Source organism: Flavobacterium sp. NG2 (assembly GCF_034119845.1).
Lineage (GTDB): Bacteria > Bacteroidota > Bacteroidia > Flavobacteriales > Flavobacteriaceae > Flavobacterium.
This window is the reverse complement of the sequence record NZ_CP139420.1, coordinates 2,180,780-2,205,718: the sequence shown is the minus strand read 5'-3', so window position 1 is coordinate 2,205,718 and position 24,939 is coordinate 2,180,780. Positions and strand designations below refer to the sequence as shown.

Below are 24,939 nucleotides of genomic sequence, written 5' to 3'. Positions count from 1 at the left end.
ACTATTTCAAACAAACAGGAATGTAAAATTCGCTAATTTATGCAGGAATTGAAATTGACAATTTGATATTTTAATTGCACAAAATGATATGAAAAACAAATACCGCAAATACCTGATGGTTTTTGACCAAGATAAAAAATGGGGTTTCTTTATCAACAACCTTGGCAGAACTGTAATTAGCCCCAATCAAGACTATCCCTCAAAAGACCATCCTGACGATTATGTATTCGAATGGAGTAAAGGGCGCGTTTTAGACGAATTCCATTTGGTTTTAATCACCAAAGGAGAAGGGGTATTTGAAAGTGAGCAAACAGGTAAAAAAAGAATTTCGGATGGGGATGTATTTTTATTATTTCCCAGAGTTTGGCACCGGTACAAACCTTCAAAAAAGACAGGCTGGACAGAACGTTGGGTAGGTTTTTCGGGCGAAATCGCCAATCAATTTTTGGCCAACGGCTTTTTCACGGCTGAAGAACCACTTCTTTCAAAATGCAATACTGAGTCGGTTTTAAATCATTTCAATACGCTTTTCAAATTATTTGACGAAGAACCCTTTGGTTTTCAAAGACTAGCCTCTGGAATTTGCGTCCAACTAATGGCCGAGCTTTACAACATCAAACAGGGAGGTAACAACATTGAAGACCTCAACTCTATGATTTCAAAAGCCAAAAGTTTGATGTACAAGAACATTAAGCAATCTATTGATTTAGAAAAAATGGCAACGGAACTTGGCGTTAGCTATTCCAAATTTAGAATTGATTTTAAAACCCAAACAGGCGTATCGCCATTGCAATATTATTTGTTACTTAAAATCGAAAAGTCCAAAGAACTGCTTTTAAACTCCAATAAAAACCAAAAAGAAATTGCTTATGAATTGGGCTTTGAATCGGATTTTTATTTTAACCGTCTTTTTAAACAAAAAACAGGATTGACTCCTGGGCAGTTTAGAAATTTTCAAAAATAAGACAACATAAAAACAAGCTGCTTTTTCTTGGTAGTAATCGTAAAAGATAGAAACTTAAAAATAAAAAAACTGCACGGAAATTACTTTCTGTGCAGTTTACATATATACTCTTACTACATTATCTACTAGCAGATAAAATAATTTAGTTATTTACAAAACCATCAATCTTAGTTCCTTCTCTCCATAAAATAGTTGCAGCACCTTCCCAACAACGGTAAGCCCCCATACGGAAGAACGTTTCTTTAGGATTAACATTATTAGGGGCGTTCCAATTTACATTTACTCCATTGATTGTTCCATTAACATAATTGGTTACTGTAGTCCCACTAACAGTAAAACCAGTTGTTACATCAACATAAAAATCCTGGTTATAACCTACAGTTGTTATTTTCACTAAACTTCTTTGAGCATCGCCATAACCATTACGAGTTCCAATTTGTTCTCTATATATATCAAATTTTTCAATTTGTCCATTAACTTTGATTATTGAACCCGTTGGGCGCCTTACAGCTTTAGCAATAAACAAACAAACCGCTGGAGATTTATCAGCTGGACTAAGATCGTCTTTCCCTTTTACTTGAAAAATATAAGTTCCGTTTCTATCTGAAAGATCAGTAGGAAGTTTGGTTCCATGGCTCTCTACAGTACCCACACTTAAAATACGACACCAGCCAGAAAATCGAACTTTGTTACCCGTATTTAATTTATTTACTTTTTTGGATTCACGTTCAATTCTGGTTTGAAGTGTACCATTGACATCAGGCGCAGCAATCCGGTATACCCCCCAGTTATAACTAGAACCATAAGTACTCTGGGTATAATCGTATGCACAGCTTCTATCATCAATCGTTGGACTTACACCGACATTATGATCGGTCCCCCCACCTGTCCAACTATACAATTGCTGACTACAGTCTGCTGCTGTTAAATTATTACTAATTGGCACTGTAATGTCTTCGTCACTCGCAGCTACATTTTTTGATTCTTGAGCATCGTTCGTACAAGACATTAAGAGTCCAATTTGGAGTAACCCTCCAAAACCACTAAGGACTAATCGGTTAAATTTTGTTTTCATTTATTATTAAATTTGGTTAATTAATGAAGTAAATTTAATTTAGTAATAAAATTTAACTATCCTGAACTATAGGGTTTTAATTAAAATATCATATTTATTTAGTTATATCGATAAACAAACTTCAAAAAAATAACAAAAAAAATAAATATCACACAAACTAATACACCCAAATATGATGCAATAGTTAAAAACATCTTAAACAAATTAATTATTTTATTTCACAAGAATTTTTCGGGATATTTTTTTTTCTCCATCCGTAAGTTCCAAAATATAGATTCCTGATTGTAGGCTGTTTAAAGTGATGGATTCATTTAAATAATTTGTTTCTTCGATTTCTTTTTTATAAACTAATCTACCCCTTGAATCCAATAACTCCATGGTAATTTTTTTTATTGAGTGTAAAACAGGGGAGCTTACAATAAAACTGCCATCATTAGGGTTTGGAAAAACAGCACTAGCATCAAAGGCATTTTCCCTTTGCGTAACTTCTTTAGCCGTTTTTTTACAAAATTCTATGGACCATGAATTCAACACACCGCCAAATGAAGGCAAATTATCTTTAATAATTATATTCCATTTTCCTTTGCTATTTTCTCCCTTAAACAGTGATAAAGCATCTTTTTGCGGACGGAATTTGAAGTTATTCAAACTCTTTAAACAATCAAAATGCACCGCTTCATCATCAAATACTCCTACTATACCCTTTTCAGTTCCACAACTTCCATAGCTCTTTAATTCTACTTTTGTCCCCCGTGGGCTTTCAATAAAAATTTCTAAATTCTTAATTTGCTCATGGGATAAATTAATAGCAACATTAACATTATTTACCATTTCCGAATCCTCAACAACAATACTGTTTATTTGTTTAGCATCAGGTAAATCATGACTTATTGGCAATGCTAAGTTTAAACTGGATTCGTATTTTTTACAGACATTCACCACTTCTTGACCAATGGAGAAATTTTCTTTATTGATTGCAAAAAAATGACCTCCATTCGCTTCCAGCAAAAAACGGCATTCAGTTGCTACGATGTTAGGTACCTTAAATTGAAAGACACCATTATTAGGTATATTATCCGCAATAACATAATCATATTTTACTCCTCCATCAGTAGAGAGTACTAATTTTAGATATTTCCCCCCTTGAAGCTGGTTTGTCTTATTTACGTTCCAACTAATCGTTTGATAGGAATTAGGTATTAAAAAAATGGACTTAGTATTAAATGAATTAAATTCAAAAGGCCCATAATTACCATCAAATACCACTTCAACATCTTTGTAGTTTGTAAGCCCGCCCTGTGTATTATTATCCCTTACAGTCAGTCTGAAAGTAGCTTTTCTTGCCACATTAGGAACTTTTTCCCATTTTGTTTCATTAAGACCATACCGTAACTCATCAAGATTTGGAATATATCTTGTATTATTTTGCGAAGGCAAATAAGACCTGCATAAAACGGCATTGGAGTTGGTCACCTGAGAGTCAGGAAAAACATACCTTCCAAAACTATTGTCAATTTGCTCCCAACAGTAGGTCAACACATCTCCGTCATTATCCCATGCTTGCCCTTCTAATTTAAAAGGAGTTGATATGGGCAAAATAATTGTAGAAAAGTCTTTAATATTTGGTTTCGTATTTGTGGTGCTTATGAAATCACCACATGATATTTGGCTCGAATAGTCTTCAATTTGAGTAATCGAAATCCCATGAAAATAAGGTTCGTTATTCAACCCAACATTTGCCGAATTAGAAATACCCGCATATCCCATAATTGTAGAACCTGAACCGGGTTCCACTTGAACTCCAGTTCCTTCATTTCCATTAGCAGACCAAGTGTGATTAGCACCAAATTGGTGGCCAATTTCATGAGCTACTAGATTGTAGTCAAAAAAATATCCCGAGGGATGATTACTTGAAGAATACGCCCTCCCTTTCAAGCCTGACTGACAAACACAACCAATACAGTTTGAGTTGCCCGCAATACCTCCTTTTCGAAACAAATGTCCGATGGAATAATTAGCTTCACCTATCTTAGTGTCAAGAAGTTTTTGCAATGACTCCCCATAATCAGTGGTATCTATAAAAGAATCACTATCTGTATCCAAAAATAAAAGGCTGTCATTATTAGGGGCTAATTGAAAACTAATATTCAAATCATTTTCAAACACGGCGTTCACGTTTGTCAAAGTAGCCACAATTGCAGCATTCACACTGGCAAGAGTATTTCCGTGAAAACCAGAATACTCGTTAGTCGTAGCTATTGCAATTTTATATTTTTTTTTGACAGTAGTCGCTGCCTGTTTTTTAAGATACTCAATATTTTTTAGCTTACTTAAATTTTTAGGAGCTAAGCAATTAGCAACCGTCCTACTTTCAATATTCTTTTTTTCTAATACCTTAAAAGCTTCAACATTATCAAAGGGTTCGTAAATTACAAACTCATCTTTAGTAATCATAATTCCGCTAAGCCCATTGTAGGGAGAAAGACTAAAACTTATTTTAATCGATGGATTTTCAATATTGTAACCAAAATACGACCGTATTTCGGGATATTTTTGTTGTTGTTCTTCATCCAAAACAGCACGTTCCGAAATCAGAAAATCAATAATAGCACCTCTTTTATCAGGAAAACCTACTATTACTTTGTTTTTTGTACCTTTTGAGGTTTTAAAGGTTTGCTTTAAGGCAGCACTTAGTTTTGAATAATCAAATTGATAACGATTTGATAGGGAATCATTTTCCCCTAGATGAATTTTGTGCTCTAATTTTGTTTTAGAAAAAAAGTTGTTTTGGCTATATCCTGTTGTATAAAAAAATAATAGAATCACCACTAATCTTAAAAAAAACATTCTTAATAAAACAATTAAGAAATTTAACCGCAACATCGCAACTATTGATAATTCCTTAAAAGCGCTTTTTACGATCATAATTCTTTACTTTTATTTCAGTAATGATTTACTAACTGCAAACACTAAAAACACCAGTATCAGTATTCACAGTTAGTAAAAAATCCTCTCATTTTTGAAACAGGCTTAAAGATATCTATTGATACAACAGCTTTTTAACCGATTCTCCTTTTATCTTCAACAAATAGATTCCTTTAGAAAAGGCTGCAAGATTAATCTCAGCACCTTCGCCAGATAAAATTTCGCTACCTGTTAAAGTATAAATTTTCCATGAATTTGATTGGCTTAAATTAAAAATCCCATCACGACTTGGATTAGGAAATACCTTAGTACCTTCATCTTTTTTACTAAAATCTTTAACCCCTAAAGGACTATCCATTACAAGTGTAAAATAATCGTAATTAGGTCCAGCTCCTCCTGATGGTATTTGTAATTCAATCACCCAGTTCCCCTCATAAAGATTAAAACTGGTCGAAATATAATCAGCGTAAATAGTACCACCACCACCATCAACTTTTTTAATCACTCCCGAAGTTGTAGAACCACCAGCATCCGTAAATAATGGAGTTGATGACGATAAATCAGCTGCTAATATCGCTGCGGCGATGGGTTTAGAAGTAGTAGAAGATGTTTTATAATTCAACTCCATATGATACACCCCAGACTGTGTCACATAAATAGGATATCTGATATATTCACCACCTGCCAGTGCTGTTGAAACAAAACCTGTTCCTCCAGCGACTAAATCTACATCATTTTCTGTCCTATAACCACTCGTATCATTACCAAGTGTAGTATCATTGTAAGCTACCCCTTGACCACCTAAGGCATAGTCTTCGATTTGTACCGTTCCTGGAATATTCACTATCGTTTTAAAAGGCTTCAAACCTGATGTTTCAACAATTATTTTATCCAAATTAAACCCACCCGACTGGACGTTGATTCTTAATTCATGAACACCTGAAGTCAATGCTACTTTTAACTTACTAACTGACTTAAAATCGTTTATCCCCGAGGTTTGAGGTAATGAAAAATTACTAAAAAGAGGTACTCCATCCACATCAATACTCACTACTGAGCCTGCACTGGCAGCACTGTATAAAAATTGAAAATCATGATTTCCATTGTTCACTACGTTTACGGTATATTTCAACCATTCTCCATTTTGGGTATGCCCAACGTATTTTGAACCATTATAAATTCCAACATCAACGCCGTCGATACCGTTTCCAGCCCCTAAAGTATCCACCGTATCCGAATCAGAAAATCCTACACCTTGCCCTCCTGGATTGTACGACTCTGCTTCAATAGTTCCCGGAATTGCTATGGTGGAAACTTCTTTGATTCGGAATTCATATTTTTTAAATGAAAACGAAGACAAGCTGGTGTTTATCGTTACCAAAGATCCTGAGCCTCCATCGGTACGAGCTGTTGTAGTAACATAACTCCAATCATTAAATGCATACGGATTAGGATTGGTATAAGATGCCCAAGCAGCCGCTCCAGCAGTATTTAAAGTTCGTGAAGGGTCTCCTCTTCTATCAAAACCTGACTTTATCCAACCTGAAGTAGGTTCGTTTTTTAAGAAATTTTCCAAATCATTTTGATCCTTACCATAGGTTAGATTTCGGTATTTTAAGACTGTACCTACTGGTAATTCGCTATTAAATGAAATTCTTATTGATTCATCATTTTGATAATTAAGCGAACTTGCATTGAGGTTATACACCAACACATCCACAACATCCTTTTCGGTAGCACTCTTAGAAAAAAGAGCATCTATTTGATTTCCTGTTACAGAAGGTGAGCCTGTGATAGTGGTTTCATATCTGTTTTTACCCGTCATTGTTTTCAGCACCGCAATACTAGGCACTTCAATAGAAGTAGGCCTTTGTCCCCATCTAAAGAAATTTTGTAGTCCCTTATTACTATTTCTATAAAACACATTGGAATAAGCCAAATTAATAATTTCGGTATGTGGCGTAGCGCAATTTATATAGCCTAAACCATCAGCTCCATCCATGGTAGTAACAATAGCATATTCCATCATATCAAATTTTGCATTAGGATTCCACTTCGGGTTATTGATTAATGGCGCAAAAAGTTTTATGTATTTTTGACTGATATTTCTATCGGTAGAATTATTAATCAAAACATATTCCGAAGCTCCCCAAAAGTCATATTGAATATTATTGGCGAAACAATAATCCAAAATTCCATTGGCAAAAGATTTAATTGGCTCGCCTTTATAATTCAGTTCCGTCCCATTTTTATAAATAAAGTCAGGTTCACGAGTGTGCAATCCTATTGTAGCAGTTGGCAATACTTCACGAACGGCTCTAACAGTATTGGCAAAATGATCGATAAAATCTTGTTCCGTTCCTTTCCAATGTTCAGGGGTTTCGATTTCAGAACCCACTCTAAAACGCCATGACAATACTTCATCTGCACCATAAGTTGCTACTAATTCGGTCATCATGGCCTTTATAAAATTAAAGTAAGCCACTTTGTCTTTAGGCGGTAACGAATTTCCATAAATAGTTACTCTTTCGTCTTCTCTAAAATTGATATTGTCTCTTGTTCCCGTAGGTATAAAAGTATAGCCCTGTTGAAATGCCCAAGGCACTTGGTCAAGAACAAATTGATAAATCTTAACCCCATCTCTTTTAATGGCATTGATACGGTTTTTTAGCACATTCCAGTTATAGACATAGGTGCCTGTATTGGTATCATAACTTACGGGATCAAAATCTAAATCAGGGACATTTTCTCCATTGACTTTTTTATTAATCCCACCAACCATTCGGATGGTATTCACCTCAAAACCAGTTCTTACTCCTGCACCTGTTGTGGGCGAAATCCGGTTGGCGACATTCCAAATGTCTTTTAACTCCCACTTGTTATTGCTGTTATTCGTAAAATCTGCAGATAACACCACCTGTGCATTGATACTCAAAGTACTCAAAAGCAGCAAACTTATTAAATTGGGTAATTTCATTTTGTATATTTTATTCATTTACATTCTAAAAAACAGATTCGCTACAGCTTCGAAACACTAACGATTGCCATTCGATGGTGTCCTAAATTCTACTAAATCTTTTTTTTTTATAAAAAACTGCCTAAAAACTAAAAACAGCATCCTGAATTATTAACAAGTTGGTATTTTTAGACTTTAGACAGTTCCTAAAGCAGTATTGAGAAAGAAAAGACTATTGGAATACTACTTTAGTAGCACCTTTAGCGGTCTTAACCAAATACACCCCTTTTGCCTGAGATGACAAATTGATTTCAGTACCTTCACCTTGAGCTACTTTAGAACCTAAAGCAGAATATACTTCCCATTTAACTGACTGCCTCAATTGGAACACACCAGAAGCACTTGGATTTGGATGTACATTAATTGAAACATTTGATTCGAAATCATTTACACCAAGTGTGCTATTATAAACTAATTTAAATTTATCTATGTTAACACCACTTCCAGTTCCATCAGAAAATGAAATTCTAATTATTTTTGATCCAGTAGTTGTAATAGGAAAAACTGGAGACTCTATAGCAACATAAGTAGTTGCTGAAGTTGTCGTTGTAAGTTCTAAAGGAGTTGTAATTAAATCTGAAATTTTTGTTCCTGTACTATTATAAATTGCAGCTGTTAACTTTAAGCCTGTATCTGAACCAGAAGCATAAGTTGTTGCTAGTTTGTAATTACCGTCATTAACAATATTTACTGTGTATTCCATCCACTCAGTATCAGCAATAGCGTTAACAACATTGGCATTACTTGGAGATCCAACCCCAGCTGCATTGCTTACATCCACATTATCTATACGATAAGCAACAGCAGTTGCTGTACCTGTATTAGCTAAGGTAGTGTCGAAAAACGTTACCCCTTCTCCTCCTTGATCATAATTTTCTGCTTCAAATTCGTTTGTTCCTGTTGTTGTAATATTTGGCACAGTACCTACATTAGGAAAAGGTCTAGAAACCGTACTAGAAAGTATTTCCCATTTATCAATACTATAACCACCAGAGCCCACATTTTCGAACGATAATTTGTACGTTCCTGAAGGTAAATAGAATCCATTTTTTACAAAAGTGCCAGGAACTGCAGTTGTATAATTGGCGGATGTAGTAGGATTAACTCTAAGCACACCAGCACCACCAAAAACATTGTATTGATCTGTAGATGGCAAAGAAGTGGTTTCTCCTGCTGGGATATATACTCTTAGTCCTGCATTCGTTGCGGTTGAACCAGTAGCAAAACCGTAAATCATAGATAGATTATAAATACCCGCTGTGGCAACTGTAACGGTATAAGTTGCTGTTCTTGTAACAAGAGGTGATCCTGAATTGTTGAAACCAGAAATTCCATTATTTGTACCAGGGGAAAAGTTCGCAGTGCCAATTAAACTACCACTATTCGTACTTGTAAAAACACCATTTTCTGCCTCAATTAACCCAGGCAAAGCAATTTGCGCATTTACAACTTGCGCTCCCAAAAATGCTGTCATAGCAACAACACTTAAAAATTGTAATTTTCTTTTCATAAATAATAATTTAAATTAGTTAAACATTTTCATGAGAAAAGCTACTTTTTGTAGATTCACCTTCCCTCATAACTAATTCAAATTTACCCGCTTACAAAAAAAACTATGTCCTGCATTGTCCTGCCAGCAAACGAAAAAAAGCAACACAAAAGATTCAAATTACATATTTCAATATTTTTACCAAAAACAACAAAAATTCAATACTAAAATTTTTAAAAAACTGAATTTAATCTAAAAAATAATTCAATTTACTGAACATTTTTACGAAATTGACAGTTGGATTTCATCCTTGTTTCTATTGTAAGATTTATTATTATTTTTTTCAAAAAAACCTGTCCAATCCCATAAAAAAAAGCAGAAAAAATGACTCTTTCTGCTTTTTTATTACAAAGAAACCATGCTTTATTTTATCAAAATTTTGACATGATCCATTTTTTGATTTTCATCTACCACTTTTATAAGATAAACACCAGGTTTAAAATCCCCTTCTATTTCTACCTTATTTTCAGCAGTTGTTTTACTATATATAACCTTCCCTAAAACATCATAGATTGTAATTGTTGCTTTTCCTAAATCATTACACTCTACAACAAACTTTTTTTCAGCAGGATTAGGATATACTTTTAGGAATGATGAATTAAACACATTTTTAGAATTACTTAGTGAACTGCTTTTGGCAATTGCTTTCCATTTACTTCTAGTATCGGTAATATCAGCTGGCATGTTATAGGCTTTTCCATTTTCAGTAATGTATAAAAACCGATTTTGGTCTCTGACTTCAAATCGATAGGAATCGTCTGTTTCATCATAATGTATGGTCCAAATTTTATCCACATCTGGCTTAGGAGCTGCGACACTCGTATTGATAACCGCATAAGGGTCGGCGGTATATCCTGAACCAGTTGCACGCAATACTCCTCTACCGCTAACTTCACTGTCTATATTATAAAAATCTGTACCATTGTAGTTTGTTTTTACAAAAGTCCAAAGGTTTTCTTGCGCTTCTCCTCCATTGCTAGTCGTGGTTTCCAAACTATTCGACAGCAAATATTTTCCTGTCGCCACATTTTGCAATCGAAACGAATCGCCTTGTAATGTAGGTTTATCGATTATGACTGTCGGAGCTTGAACCAGACTGATTTTCATTTTATCAAAATTAAAACCTCCTATCAATCCCACTATCTTAATTTTTTGTACTCCTTTTTGAAGAGTAATCGTAGCCTTAGTTCCTTTGAATACAGTAAGACTAGAGGTTATAGCTAAGTTTATCGTTGCCAAAGTATTAGCACCACTTTTTACCTCTAACTTTTTTGAAGTACTCGGAGAAGCCGCAAAAACTTCAATTTCATAGGTGCCGTCTGCGGGAACATCAATGGTGTATTCTGCAAAATCATCCACACCCCAATCATTCAAATAGAAAACAGAATTACTCCAACGGGTGATATTGACACCACTTTTGGTTGTAAAATATTCTGCTTCGATGGTAGCGGGTATAACATGTGTTTTAGGCTTAACGGTAATGGTTCTTGTAGCTTGTGCGGGAGTAAAATATTCATCACCTTCTTCGGTTACTGTAATGGTCGCACTCCCCGGACCTAAAACGTCTGTCACAAAACTGTCCCATACAATGGCCACTTGGTTGTTTGGAAGTACAAAGCGTAATTTAGCATTTGGATTGTTAGTTGTGGCTTGTAATTGAAATACAGGGTCTCCAGAAGTCACCTCAGGAATAGCACTGAAAGAGATGGTTTGCTGACGAATAGGTACTTCAAAATGTTGACTTACGATTGGAGCAGCATTAAAGATGGTATCACCCGTTTGTAAAGCATTTATCGTAGTGCTTCCAGCACGTTTTACTTGCAGTTTTCCATCAACGATAGCAGCCACATCTGGATTGGAACTTTCAAACACCACTGGCAAGCCTGAAGTTGCTGTAGCAGATAAGACTTGATCAGCATCTCCCCAAGTATGTACTGATTTGGCTAAAGTAAATTCAATTGTTTGATTTGTTTTATTGGTATTGGCATTGACCACTAAGGTTTGATTGACTTCGGGCGCAGCATCAAAGGTACCATCACCCGCTTGTTGTGCCGTAATTTCACAAGTTCCCACACCCATAATTTTCACTTTATTCCCCTCTACTATTCGTGCAATATTTGTATTTGATGAACTAAATTTTACAGGCAAATTAGAACTTGCGGTTGCAGTCAAAGCGAAATCAGCATCGCCCTCTGTTTTTTGACCAATCGCATCAAAAGTTATAGTTTGTGTTGTATATTCTGACTTCTCGATTTGGAACACATAACAATAAATAGATACTTTTTCGCTATTTTCGGTACCACTATAAACGGCCACAATAGTTCCGTTATCCATTATTTTAATACTTTTTCTAAAGCGCGAACCTACCGTCATTCTGAAGTCCTCACGCCAAGTGTAGGTACCTGCCAAACAACTACTAATGACCAAATCCTCTCCACTTTCAATAAATTTATACATGCGGTTGCCGTAAAAATTTCCTAAAGTTCCTTTGCCTCGTTCTTCTGCAAATTCAGTTTCACCTGCTTTTTTCAGGTAATTATAATGTGTCGTACTCTTTGGAACTTGGTACAAATAAATATCATTTTTAGGAGAAATAGCCACTTGTGGTCCACCTGCCCAACCAGCATTAGCGGGCACACTTCTAGGGTCTGCAATCAGAAAAGGCTTGTGGTCGATAATTGGTAAATCGTAACTTTTTCCCGCTACATTCGTTGCTTTGTTATCCATTCTAGCGCCAAGCTCCATCAAATAAACCCCTTCATTTAATGTTGTAGGAGATTCAGCCCAACGTACAGAATATGTATAATAGAATTTACCATTTATTAAAACAGCGCTACCGTAGGCAAAATTTCGTTCGCCTTGAGATACCTGAGTTCCCGTGCCCTGAATAATGGTCGTTTCAGGTGACCAAGTATCCCCATTGTAATAGGTCATAACCACATTTCCTCCAACTGCCGAGCCTAGCCTTCTTTCAAAATACATTTCCCCTTGGTCGTTATTAAACAAATCAGGATAGGTAACGCCATCTACTACCTTCCCTGAGATTAGATAATCTTGTTGGGGTAAAAAATTGGCAGCTGTAAATTCACTGTCAGGACCGAAGGCTATATTCTTTTTTGAGCGGATATAATTCAAATCTTCGTTGTGGTGGTCAAACATCAAATGAACAGTACCGTCTATGGGACAAATACCAATATTAGTAGTGAGGTGCGTATCCCCTTTCCCTCCTACCAAACTTAATTTAGCTGGCAAAGCCACATGAACCCAATTGCCTTCCCCTATTTTTTTACGAGAAACCATCAAGGTTCTATCCGTCCATCCGCCACGGTACCAAGTATAAAACACATAGCCATTAGAAACCTTCACACAGTTCCCGTGAGGATTAATACTGGCTCCATAATGATAGGGTTGAGGATCATCGGCTTTCCAGAAATAAAAGGCATCTCTAGTGACTACGGTACTATCTAAAAATTTGACTTGTGCTAAAAGCTGGTTTGAAAATGTTGTCGTAATGAGAAATAGTACTAAAAGGATTCCATATTTTTTTACGGAATCTGGTTGGGTAGTTTTTTTCATAAAATAAGGGTTGGTTACTTATGAATTACACATTGGAACACACACCTGTTGGCAGGCAAGCAGGTTTTCGTGACAAAAAAAATCAACAAAAGCCTAATGCGAATTCTGGGTTAATAGTTAATTTTTTATTGGGAAGTTAGTCGAGTAAATGACGTTATGATAAAACGGGAGCTTCAACAAGCTCAGCCTGTCAAATGAAAATGAAAAATAAAGCAGAAAAAAGAATTTCTCTGCTTTACTAAAAATTGGATTTAAAAACCTATTCTATAACTAGCTTTGTAAAATAAGCATTACTATCAGCCGTATTCACTTTTACAAGATAGACACCTGATTTAAAAGCACCATTATTTGATACAACTAGATTAGTTTCATTGGTAGTCTTAGAATAAACCAACTTACCTAAGATATCATAAATAGTTACAACTACTTTCCCTAGCTCTTTAAATTCGAGGTTGAATTCAGTTTTAGCTGGATTAGGATAGAGTTTTATTAACGAATTGCTTTTAGCAAAATCTTCCACACCAAGAGGGGTTGATATTGGAATGGCTTTCCATTTACTTCTAGTATCTGTATTAGGTACAATAACATGTGTTACGTTTCCATTAGCTTCATGATACAAAAATCTGCCGCTAGTACCTGATTCAAATCGATACGTATCATCAGATTCGTCATAATGTATCGTCCAAACTTTGTCGCCATCACTTGATGGTGGATTGGTTCCCGTACTTACAACGGCATAAGCTCCCGCAGCAAAACCAGCTCCCGTGGCACGCAATACCCCATAGGTTTTACTATCTAAATTATAAAAGCTTCCACTATCAACAAAAGTCCATTGTTTGTTATCCTCTACACCTGAATCACTCATCGTCACTGGTGTAGCACTTACTCCTGAATCAGTTAAAAATTTCCCAGTCGCTACGTTTTTCAATCGGTAAACGTCACCTGTTGCAGGTGGAGGATTAGTATCCACAACTTCTGCTTTTTGGTAGGTCGTATTTGCCCATCTAATTTGTGCTCTTCCGCCTTTTACTCGATACGCACCATATCGAATACCCGATTCTGTTCCTCTTTCAGGTGAGGGTATGTTCCAATTAAAAACATCCCCTCCAATTATCACATCACAATAATGAATTTTCTTAGTGGCATTGTTCGGGTCTTGTCTAAAACCTACCTCTAATTCAAAAGTAGTTTCTACATTTTTTGGTATGTTCTTTAGAAAAACGATTTCCCTACCACTACTTCCTTCTCCACCACGAACCAAGATACGCTCGGCATAGATATCGAACGACACTTGCTTACCTGCATCGGCACCAGTACCAAATACGGGCATCGCTAAATACAAACAAATAGCTGGATCTGCAGAACCTCCACCACCTGTATGTTTCCCTTTGGCTTGTGCTATGTAAGTCCCATCATTGCTGGTGCCCGTAGCATCACCCACTTCAAGAATCCTCACGATTCCTGTAAATCTTGCATAACTTCCCACACCCGTCTGCTGAGACCTACTTAATGAGCGCTCAATTCTAGGTTGTAAAGTTGTGTCAAATTTATTTGAACCAGCTGTGATGTTGTACATCCCCCAAGTTTTCCCATAAACACTACTTTCTTTGTAATTTGCATAACAACTACGATCATCAATAGTTCCTGTATTTACAGGGTTTGGAATATCTGTTTCTCTAACTGCATTTTCGCCATCTGGGTTACAGGTCGTGTAAGCACCGGTATCTTCATCGGGTGCTGTTGTTTGCGCTGTCAAACTAAATGACAAGAGTAAAAAACTAGCAAACAAAAAGGACTTTAACGTATTTTTTTTCATAAAAAAGGATTATTTAAGAGTTACTTTTAATTGAGACTCCGCTCGAAAAATCAAATATTATAAGGCTTCAACAGGCTCAGCATGACAAATAAAATAAAGCAGAAAAGGAAATTTCTCTGCTTCATCAAAAAACTACTCTATTACAAGTTTTGTAAAATAGTTATTGTTATCATTAGTAGCCACTTTTACAAGATAGATACCTGATTTAAAGACTCCATTATTCGGCACTACGAGATTATTATCGTTGGTTATTTTAGAATACACGACCCTACCTAACACATCATAAATATTTACAGTAACCTTACCTATCTCTTTAAATTCGAGGGTGAATTCATTTTTTGATGGATTTGGATACAGTTTTATAACCGAATTACTTTTAGCAAAATCTTCCACCCCTAATGTGGTTGAAATTACCTGCCATTTACTTCTTGCATCAGTATCTGGAACTAGGCTGTTATTCACAGTACCATTTACATCATGGTACAAAAATCGGCCGCCAGTTCCTGCTTCAAATCTATAGGTATTATCCGCTTCGATATAATGTACCGTCCAAATCTTATCGGAATCAGTGGCTGGAGAGGCTTTGGTCGTATTCACTACTGCATAAGCAGGAGTAAAACCACTACCCGTAGCACGCAAAATACCCGTAACCTCACTATCAATATTATAAAACGTAGCGTTATTCACTGTAGTTTTGACAAAAGCCCATTCTTTATCCTGACCTGTACTAGCATTATTCATAAGCACAGCCGAAGATGAGGCTGTTTGCGCTTGGAGGAATTGTCCCGTAGCAACATTTTTTAATCGGTAAATATCTCCCGTTAAATTGGTTTTATCCACCGCAGTAACCGTAACATTTACCACTGAAGAACTCACATTTGCATTACTATCATTATAGGCAACTGCTTGTATTGTATAGTCTCCAGGAGTTTGAGGAACCCAATTATAGGAATAAGGCAAACTAGTGTCGGATGCTATCACTTGGTCATTTATCTTGAAATCCACACGGGTTAAAGCTCCCGCATCAGTAGTTGCATTGGCATATAAGGCTACCGTTTTTCCTTGTTCAAAAGACTGATTGTTTGTAGGTGTTACCAAATCAACGGCAAATGGTTTAGGACCATTGTCAATTCCTAAATCAATAATTTGAAGGTAAGTTGGTCTTGCATCACCTGTTATTTGTGCACTTTTTTCTAATAGATAGTAGTATAATTTTCCACTAGAAATATAAACTTGGCCTTTTTCAAAAGTTTTACCAGAGTTTGCTTCATAAATTCTAGTAAAAGAATTTGTTCCTCCTGGAGCTCTTTCAACATAAGGTCTTCCTGAAGAATTCAACCCCACAATGTAAATAAAATTACCGTTAGCATACAAGGTTTCAGCTCCAGAAAAATCAGTAGTTGTGATAAAATTCGTTGCTCCTGCAGGCTTGTATGTATGCACTTGTTTGGTTTGTCCAGCAGTACTACTTGTGGTACTGTTATCTTTAACCCTCCCAATAAAATGAACATCATTATTATCTGTAACAGTCCAGTCGAAACCACTCACCATATACACTTTATCTTTTTCTGTCGTTGTCACCAAATCACCTGGTTCAGAAATTTTAATGAGGTTAGAATTTGAAAGCGGTCTTGAAAAACCTACCCCTGCATGGTCTTTCCATTGTGTCAGCCCACTTGGATCATCTGAATAAGCATAGTAAAAACCATTTTGATATTCGTATTTATCATTATTTAAATTTGCCCTTTGTTGAAAACCAACGCGTATTTTCCCATTCAAAAATTTAATATCTCCATAAAGTCCCCAGTTGTATGCACTGTCATAACTTGAAGCATTACTTCTATTGAAATCCGTATAACCTACCCAACTAGTACCATCGTACTTAGCGAATAAAAACCTACCATTTTCAGAATATCCAAATCTGTTTTTCATAAACAAATCCCCTTGATCATTAGTAAAAAAATCAGGATAGGTTAGCAAACCTGTAGTGTTTGCGTCGTTAATACCCGGGAAGGATGCATGCTTGTAATTGTTGTTGGGTGATTGTACAAATTTTTCAATCGTAAATTCAGCATCTGGAACTGTTGCTGCACCTGGAACTGTGTAGGAATACCTTAAAACATCATCATTGGTTACAAATAAAGGTACATTTGCATTTCTATGCATATCATACAACATATGGATCGTTCCGTTTTTTGGACAAATCCCTACTGAAATTGTGTTGTGTGTTTCCCCTATCCACCATTTCCCATCATAACCCGTATGCTGGTGTGGAAATTCGATGGTTTTCATCGTTCCCGTTTCGGTATTGTAACGGGTAAGCATCACATGTCGGTCATTTTTACCTCCACGATACCAAGTCATAAAAACGTATTTATCATACACTTTAATACAATCTCCGTGCGGTGTCAGTGAACGACCATACACATAGTCATATCCTGTGGTTGAATTAGCTGTATAGTTTAGATCTACTTTAACACCATCAAAATACATGGCTAAGTCAGTTATTTTTACTTCTTTTTCGAGAGTAACTTGCGCTTGAAGTAAAAATGTAAAAAAGAAGATCATAAAACTAAAAGATCTTTTAATAGTAGTTTTTTTCATAATTAACTTATATATAGATTATTAGATTAGAAACAGAATGCAATTTCTATAAATAAACTCTAACATCTGTACTGTAGTGTCCTGATAAAAAGACTAGTTTTTATACTCATTTTATAAAAAAAAAGAAAGCCGCTCTTTATAAACAAAACAATCAATACAAACTTATATTCAATCTATTATGACACTTGTAAAACGTAAAGAAGTATTACGACTTAAACCAATAGACCAGTTAGTGGAAATAAAGATTTCTCCCTAGTGTTTTCTGTGTTTATATTAAGAGTCAAAATAGAATCATACTTGTTTATTTTTCAGCAGACAGGACAATGTCCCAATGAATGATCTAGCTCCATTTTAATCCCTATTATGAATACAAAAAAAAATCTGCCGAAATCCGTACACAGACTTCGACAGATTTCACCAATCTGTAGCGCTTATTGAGATTATTATTTTTGCAATTTCATCACTTCGCTACCCGCTAATAAATAAGCTCCAGTTCCAAAGTTTTGCCAACTTCCTTCAGAAGCTGGTTCTGGAAAAGCACCAATGTTTTGTACCCATCCAACCATTCCGTTTTTGTGTTGGCATTTAGTTAATGCTTTCCAAGCTTTTTTGACTGCTGGCAAATAGGTCGCTTTGTCTAACAGACCGTTATTAATTCCCCAAGCCAATGCATAGGTATAAAAACCACTACCGCTCACCTCACCATGATTATAGGTTTCAGGACATAATAAACTCGTATGCCATAAGCCACTTTTGGTTTGTAGTTCCAGTATTCTAGCTGCCATTTCTTTGTACAAATTCACATAAAAAGGGCGGTTTTTATAATTTTCAGGCATATCTGTCAAAATCAAAGCCAAGCCTGATAGTACCCAACCATTTCCTCTAGACCAAAATACTTTTTTACCGTTAGGCTCTTTCATATCCTTGTCTGAACCCGTCCAAATAAAACGTCCGTCTCTAGCAAACAAACGCTCTTCTTTGTCATACAATTTGTTGTAAGCATACATGTAGTTTTTATGCATCAAATCTAAATAAGACTCATTATTAGTATGTTTTGCATATAAATTAATTACTGGAGGTGCCATAAATAAAGCATCACACCACCACCACAAAATATTTTCGTCTTTGTTTTTTGCCGTTCCGTCAGACCATTTATTAGGCTGTACAATATGCGCTTTTAAGAAATCTTCAGTTGGTTTTAAATTCACAAAGTCTTTTCTTTTAAAAGTCATATCTATATACAAATAGCTGTACGAGATAGCTACATCATCAGCATGAAAAACACGTTTGTAGGTTTGCCAATCACTATTGTATCCTTGGTTTTTGAGCGCTGCTTCAAAAATTTGATTTTTGGTTGCTGCATGTGCTCTTGCAACACCTGTATAATAAGCCCCAACAGTCCAATCTGTAGGTGCAAGAGCCATAATAGGATGTGCTTCTTGCCATTCTAAAGCACTAATCATTGATGCTTCTACTTTTGATTTGTCAAAAACATTTTGCGCCATTACCTTATCACAAACTGAAAAGTTCACAATTGCAGCCAGTGTTACTGATTTGATTATCGACTTGATTACCATTTTTTATTTTTTAAGTTTAAAGTTTGTTTTTAAATATTCATTAGAAGAGGTTCCTACCATTACTGTATAATCTCCAGCTTCTAAAATCTTATCCATTTTAAGTCCTGTAAACTCTAACATTTTAGGGGTGATTGTAAATTTCACCACTTTAGATTCACCAGGGTTTAATTCAATTTTATCAAATGCTTTCAACTCTTTATCGGGTCTGGTTACTGAACCAATTTCGTCCTTAAGGTACATTTGAACCACTTCTTTTGCTTTTACAGTTCCTGTATTTTTGATGGTTACGCTAACTTCAATTTCAGAAGTTGGAGTGATTTCATTGGCTGATAATTTTAAATTGGAATACTCAAATTTAGCAAAACTTAGCCCATAGCCAAACGGATAAAGCGGTCCATCTTTAAGGAACAAATAGCCTTTTTTATAATTAATCTCTTTCATACTATAATGAAATGGTAACTGTCCAATGGATCTAGGGACTGTCACAGGAGATTTACCCGATGGCGATACTTCACCAAAAATGATTTTTGCAGTAGATTCGTCACCAAATTCACTTAAATCCCAAGTGTCCAAAATAGCATCTGCTTGTTCAGAAATCACATTAATTGATAAGGTTCTTCGGTGTTTTAATACTACAATAACGGGTTTTCCTGTCGCTTTGATTTTTTCAACTAATTCATCTTGCGCTCCTACAGGGTCTATGGTTGCTCTATCTCCGATAGCTCCATTAAAAAAAGCTTCTTTTGAAGTATATTCGTCACCTCCTAAAAATAAAATAGAAACATCGGAATCTTTAGCTAGCCCAATCATTTTATCGATTGCCTGAGGATTTCTTGGCAATAATTTAGGCACATCTTTTTTACCATCAGTTAAATTAAAGCCTTTCTCCGCTACAAACGAAACATTTGCACCCGCAACCGATTCAAACATTGCCTTAGTATTCGCTTTTACCAATGGGCCTAAAAGTGCAATTTTTAACTTTTTCTTTTTATCCAAAGGCAAGGCGTTCTTTTCGTTTTTCAACAAAATAATCGATTCTAAATCGGCTTCTTTGGCCAATTCTAAAGAAGATTTGGCACGAACTCCTTTTTCTACTTTTGAAATGTTAACATATGGATTATCAAACAAACCCAAAATAAATTTGGTTCTTAAAACACGTCTTACTGCTCTATCTATTAATTTTTCTATTTCAGGATTTTCTTGAACCATTTTAGGGAGTAACGCATAAGCATCTTCGGCATACAAATCAATATCTACACCTGCTTTTAATCCCATTAGGGCTGCTGCTTCAGGAGTTTCAGCCACTTTCATAAAATAATGCAAACGTCCGATGTCATTGGCATCCGAAACCACATAGCCGTTAAACCCCCATTGGTCACGTAAAACACCCGTTAATAATTCAGGATTTCCATGACTTGCAATTCCGTTTAAATCACCGTGAGAAGCCATAATCCCCAATGTCTTAGCTTCTTTTACAGCCGCTTCAAAAGGAGGGTAAATTTCGTCAATCAAGGTGCGCTCCGAAATTTCAATCGCAGCAAAATTAGTACCTCCCAAGACTTGTCCGTATCCAGCAAAATGTTTGGCTACGGCACCGATATGCGTTCCTTTACCAAGTCCTTCATAATTCCCTTGTACTCCTTTGATGGCATTGGTCACCATTTGTGTAGTTAAATAAGTATCTTCTCCAAAAGCTTCCGACATACGTCCAAAACGAGGGTCACGAACCAAATCGGCCTCAGGCGAATGACACATGTGCATCCCACGCAAACGCGCTTCTTTCCCTACTACATCCCAAACGCTATTGACCAAACTTGGGTTAAACGAAGCCGCAGAAGTCATCGGTCTTCCAAATTTAGTGCAACCTTCAGCATCCACTCCATTGTAAGATTCGGTCACAAATAGCGCTGGAATTCCCCAACGGTTGTGTTCGATAATATATTTTTGAAGGGCGTTATTGAATTTGGCTGCAGCCAAAGCTTCCATGTGTTCAGCTGGATTTTTGATTCCTGCAGTCCCTAATTTCAATTTTTCAACAACCTTATCCGAGAGTTTTAAATTTCCTTTACTATCCGCATCAACACCAATATTAGCGTGAAATATACGCATTTGTGCGACTTTTTCTTCTAAAGAAAGTAAGGGCAATAAGGCCTCTACTCGCTCATCAATTGATAAAGAAGCGTTTTTATATCGCTTAATGTCTGGTTTTGATTGTCCATACGATTGTAAAGACACCGTTAATGTTAGTACTGATAAGATTATTATCTTCTTCATTATAAATCTATTTTTATTAGATGGGTATTTGTTATTTACAAGTGATTTCACTCAATGCTGCAGTTTGTGCCGCTGTCAAACTTTTATCTGTTCTAAACAGAACAAATTGGTCAATGGCATGTCCTTTGGAACGACCAGAAATTTCAATATCATAAGTTCCTGCCGTATCAAACTTGGCGAAAATATTATAAGGGTCTTTGTCATTTGTTGACGACCTCCAGAACCATTCCCCTACCTTATTCATATACACTTTGAACCAACCATTAGCGCTTGTTCCCTCGGGATTAGGTGTCTTGCCAGTACCCTTTGGATATACTCTAACACCTGCCGTTTTTTCCCCGTAAAAATCAGCTGCTGTAGCTATACGCAACCATGAATCATTGTGTTCTGTGTTAAGAGTTCCTTGAGTAATTCTTGAACTCCAAACAAATTGATAGGTTCCAGGATTAGTGATTTTAATAGAGAATTTAATTAACCCTAAACCTGGCGTACTAAAACTATCATTACCAGACCACGTTAAATAACCTGTACCTTCAAACCCTGTTAATGTATTTTCTGTTGACCAACCATTAGCAATAGCGCTTGTGTTTTCGATATCTACTCTTACAATACCTTCTTTTTCATTATATAATTTACCTGTTGTACAAGTCGTTCCTTTGGGTTCTTCTACTTTAGGCTCTTCTTTGACTACTTCTTGCTTTGTAATTTCTTCAGAATCTTTCGAACAACTAGTAAATAGTAGTAGTACTATTGATAAGAAAGCACCAAAAAATAGGCAGTTACCTCTGTTTATCATTTTATTAGGTTTTAATTCCATTTTTGTATCAAAATGGAAATACATACTTAGCGAATGCTAAATTTAAGGCAAGGAAAAACATTCCCTGTCCTGTACTATGTGGTAAGAAGAAGTTGTAACCTGGAATAAAAACAAAAAAACACCAACCGATTTTAAGAATTCCGGTTCATGTATAAAAACTAAACAAAGCTTAATTAACCACTTCTATTTTAGTATTATCAGAAGCGTTCCATTGATATTCTTTGGATGAAAAATCTAAATAAGCTGAGATACTTTTGACATCTTTGGACTGAATATTAATTTTATTATATTTTAAATTAAAACCTTCCCCTATATAAATGTTTTCAACTTTTTTATCTTGATTTAGCGTAATAATTGCAAAAGATCCTTTGAAATAAATACCCATTTTTTTGTTTTCATAAACTTCGTTAGCCTCCTGATTAATGATTATTTGAGTGATTTCTTTTTTATCAATAGTACTTACAACTGCAAAACCTTTAAAAACCCCATTGCTCTCTAATTTACTAACAGATTGAATTCCGTTTTTAGCATTTTTATTAAAAGTAGGCTCATACAGTACCGCAAATGGATTTGTCCAAGCCTCTCCTTTTTGTCGAATGACCAAGGTTGGTGTAGGCAATTTATCGTACGGCTTTGGAGCTTCAAATGTTAATGGCCCTTTGACTTTAGTGTATTCTCTGTCTTTGTTTCCAATAATAAAAACATTCATATTGCGGTTTTTCTTATCTTGGAGTTTATTGATTTCGAAAGTGGCTTTTACATTCGAAGTATAAACATCAGATGAGATTACATTTTTGAAAAAATGCCAACCTGGATTTCTGTATTTTTTATTGTAAACATAGTCGCCCTTTGCATTTTCCTGAAACCTATTTTCGTCTGCCTTAAGATTCATGTCTTTATTCAAGAATAGTAAATCGTCGCCGATGTTGTGGTAGAGATAATCATGATATTCATTAGGTAAAGCTGATTTTGATCGAAAAACATCCATATAATACCCTGTAGTTGGAGAGGTTCTTATCAGAGCCAAAGTACGTTCTTGAGTCGCTTCGGCTTTATTTCCTTTATCGTCTAAAAAATTTGTTCTTGTGAATGAATAGTTAGGAGAAAGTGCTTTTTGAAGAGGCTTTGGCTCCATACCCATCAGTTCGGTTTTATTAATTCCTAGATTGACCCAATCGCCTTCGCCTTGGCTGGCACCATTAACAATCACTGTATTATGAGCCGCAAATAATCGAGAATAATTTTCGTGTAAATCTGTTCGGTACGCACCACGTCCATTATCTACACCTAGTACCTCACCTAGGCCGTATAACTCCATATCCATACCATTGGCATGACCGTGAACCATTTGTCCACCACCTACAAAACACATTAGACCATCTTCTGGATTTTTGGTTGCGCTTAAATTACGCTGCAGAAAAACACCAGCATGTGAAAATTGATCTGTTCTTGACAAAGTCGTTTGATTGACATCATAATTTTCTTTTATATCCTCCAACCACAATAATTGTAAAGGTGTAAAATAAGGCGAAATACCACCAGAACGTTTGCCTACTTTAGCTCTATCGTAATTATTGGATTGAATACCCTCTGCTACTAAGGGACCAAATTTTTGAACCAGTTGGGTAATCCCTTCATTTTTCCCTAATAAATACCCCATATCATAGGCATCATAAGGCGCTTCAAAATGACGATGCCCATCACCAAAACGAATAATTTCTCCATTTGGATAACGAATGCTATTCCAGCGGTCTAACGAAAATGGAATTTTATAATATTTTTGACCTAATTTTAAATCTGGATTGTAGCGGTCTAAAAGGATTAACATTCGGGTAGTGAACTCGGCTACTCCATTCGAATATTGTGAAGTCTCGGGATATACATCACCTTCGTTTTTATATTTATGAGCCACATCAGGCAAAGCATCCTGTTGTTCTGTTCCTTTTACTAAATAAAAATCCAAATATTTTTTTCTCAGATTTTCATCGTTCAATGCCAACGCATTTTGAACCAAGCTAAACGATTCTAAAACCGACCAATTAGAGCCTGCATGTCCATGTTCTACGGCTAACTGGGCATAGGTTAAAAATACTTTCTGCGCATTTTCAACAGAAAAATTGGTGTTTTGTTTGGAGCCAATAGAAAAGGCTTTTTTATTATTATCGATATAAGTTGCTACAAAATCATAGATAATAGGCAATTGTGCGCCAATGATTCTAGCCTCTCTCAAATGGTCTGTTGGATACAACCAACCCCCATTCCCTTTTTCGGTTGAAGGTTGTATTTGGATTAATCCTTCAACAAACGCATTGAGGATATCCACGGCACATTGCGCGTAGCTTTTATCATCTGTTAAAAAATACAACACACCACAATCGACACCTATTTGTAAATACTTATTTTGTAACGAGCGGTCTGTATTGTTCTCCTCTACTGAATCCTCAAAACGCTTTAAGGGTGGTGTACTACCCGCTTTTTGTTTGGACCAATCAAAAGGAATTTTATTCAAGAAATCCTCAGGCGATTTTTTATAGGCAATAATATCCTTATCCACTCTTTGTTTAAACTCTTTGTAAAAAGATTTTGCCCAAGCTTGAGTTTCCATCTTATTTAAAATGGATGCTTTGTCTTCTTGTTTCACCCAAATAAAAGGGCGCTGCTGACTTTGAGCAATCCCTTCAAATACCCCTATAATAAAACAAAAAACAAGAATATATTTTTTACAAAGAATCATAACTTATAAATT

At 35.8% G+C, this 24,939-nt stretch carries 12 protein-coding genes; 1 reads left to right on the top strand and 11 read right to left on the bottom strand.

What is annotated here, in order from left to right; translation table 11 throughout:
- Positions 1 to 88 precede the first annotated feature (88 nt).
- The gene (locus SLW70_RS09180) at positions 89 to 964 is read left to right on the top strand and encodes an AraC family transcriptional regulator (RefSeq protein ID WP_320888016.1); all 876 of its coding nucleotides are present in this window, start codon (positions 89 to 91) and stop codon (positions 962 to 964) included.
- Between the two features lie 142 nt (positions 965 to 1,106).
- On the opposite strand, the gene SLW70_RS09175 is transcribed toward SLW70_RS09180, so the two are convergent.
- From SLW70_RS09175 to SLW70_RS09125, 11 genes are all read right to left on the bottom strand, one after another.
- Positions 1,107 to 2,039, bottom strand: coding sequence for a hypothetical protein (locus SLW70_RS09175; protein ID WP_320888014.1), 933 nt, complete (start codon positions 2,037 to 2,039; stop codon positions 1,107 to 1,109).
- Positions 2,040 to 2,252: 213 nt separating this feature from the next.
- The gene (locus tag SLW70_RS09170) at positions 2,253 to 4,964 is read right to left on the bottom strand and encodes a reprolysin-like metallopeptidase (RefSeq protein WP_320888013.1); all 2,712 of its coding nucleotides are present in this window, start codon (positions 4,962 to 4,964) and stop codon (positions 2,253 to 2,255) included.
- Between the two features lie 115 nt (positions 4,965 to 5,079).
- Positions 5,080 to 7,959, bottom strand: a complete 2,880-nt coding sequence (locus SLW70_RS09165; protein ID WP_320888011.1) for a cellulase family glycosylhydrolase — start codon at positions 7,957 to 7,959, stop codon at positions 5,080 to 5,082.
- A 193-nt stretch (positions 7,960 to 8,152) separates the two neighbouring features.
- Positions 8,153 to 9,490 carry a T9SS type A sorting domain-containing protein gene (locus SLW70_RS09160; RefSeq protein ID WP_320888010.1) on the bottom strand — a complete coding sequence of 446 codons (1,338 nt, stop codon included), beginning with the start codon at positions 9,488 to 9,490 and terminating at the stop codon, positions 8,153 to 8,155.
- Between the two features lie 402 nt (positions 9,491 to 9,892).
- Positions 9,893 to 13,105: a BNR-4 repeat-containing protein gene (locus SLW70_RS09155; protein ID WP_320888009.1), complete on the bottom strand. Its 3,213-nt coding sequence runs from the start codon at positions 13,103 to 13,105 to the stop codon at positions 9,893 to 9,895.
- Between the two features lie 259 nt (positions 13,106 to 13,364).
- Positions 13,365 to 14,921 (bottom strand): T9SS type A sorting domain-containing protein, encoded by a 1,557-nt coding sequence (locus SLW70_RS09150; RefSeq protein WP_320888008.1) that lies wholly within the window; start codon positions 14,919 to 14,921, stop codon positions 13,365 to 13,367.
- Positions 14,922 to 15,053: 132 nt separating this feature from the next.
- On the bottom strand, positions 15,054 to 17,525 hold the full coding sequence (locus tag SLW70_RS09145; RefSeq protein ID WP_320888007.1) for a BNR-4 repeat-containing protein: 2,472 nt from the start codon (positions 17,523 to 17,525) through the stop codon (positions 15,054 to 15,056).
- Between the two features lie 443 nt (positions 17,526 to 17,968).
- Complete coding sequence (locus tag SLW70_RS09140; protein ID WP_320888006.1) at positions 17,969 to 19,102, bottom strand: glycoside hydrolase family 105 protein; 1,134 nt, start codon at positions 19,100 to 19,102, stop codon at positions 17,969 to 17,971.
- Between the two features lie 3 nt (positions 19,103 to 19,105).
- Positions 19,106 to 21,376: a glycoside hydrolase family 3 N-terminal domain-containing protein gene (locus tag SLW70_RS09135; RefSeq protein ID WP_320888005.1), complete on the bottom strand. Its 2,271-nt coding sequence runs from the start codon at positions 21,374 to 21,376 to the stop codon at positions 19,106 to 19,108.
- A gap of 31 nt (positions 21,377 to 21,407) precedes the next feature.
- Entirely contained in the window at positions 21,408 to 22,172 is a 765-nt protein-coding gene (locus SLW70_RS09130) for a hypothetical protein (protein ID WP_320888004.1), read from the bottom strand.
- Between the two features lie 190 nt (positions 22,173 to 22,362).
- Positions 22,363 to 24,927 (bottom strand): heparinase II/III family protein, encoded by a 2,565-nt coding sequence (locus SLW70_RS09125; protein ID WP_320888003.1) that lies wholly within the window; start codon positions 24,925 to 24,927, stop codon positions 22,363 to 22,365.
- Between the last annotated feature and the right edge of the window lie 12 nt (positions 24,928 to 24,939).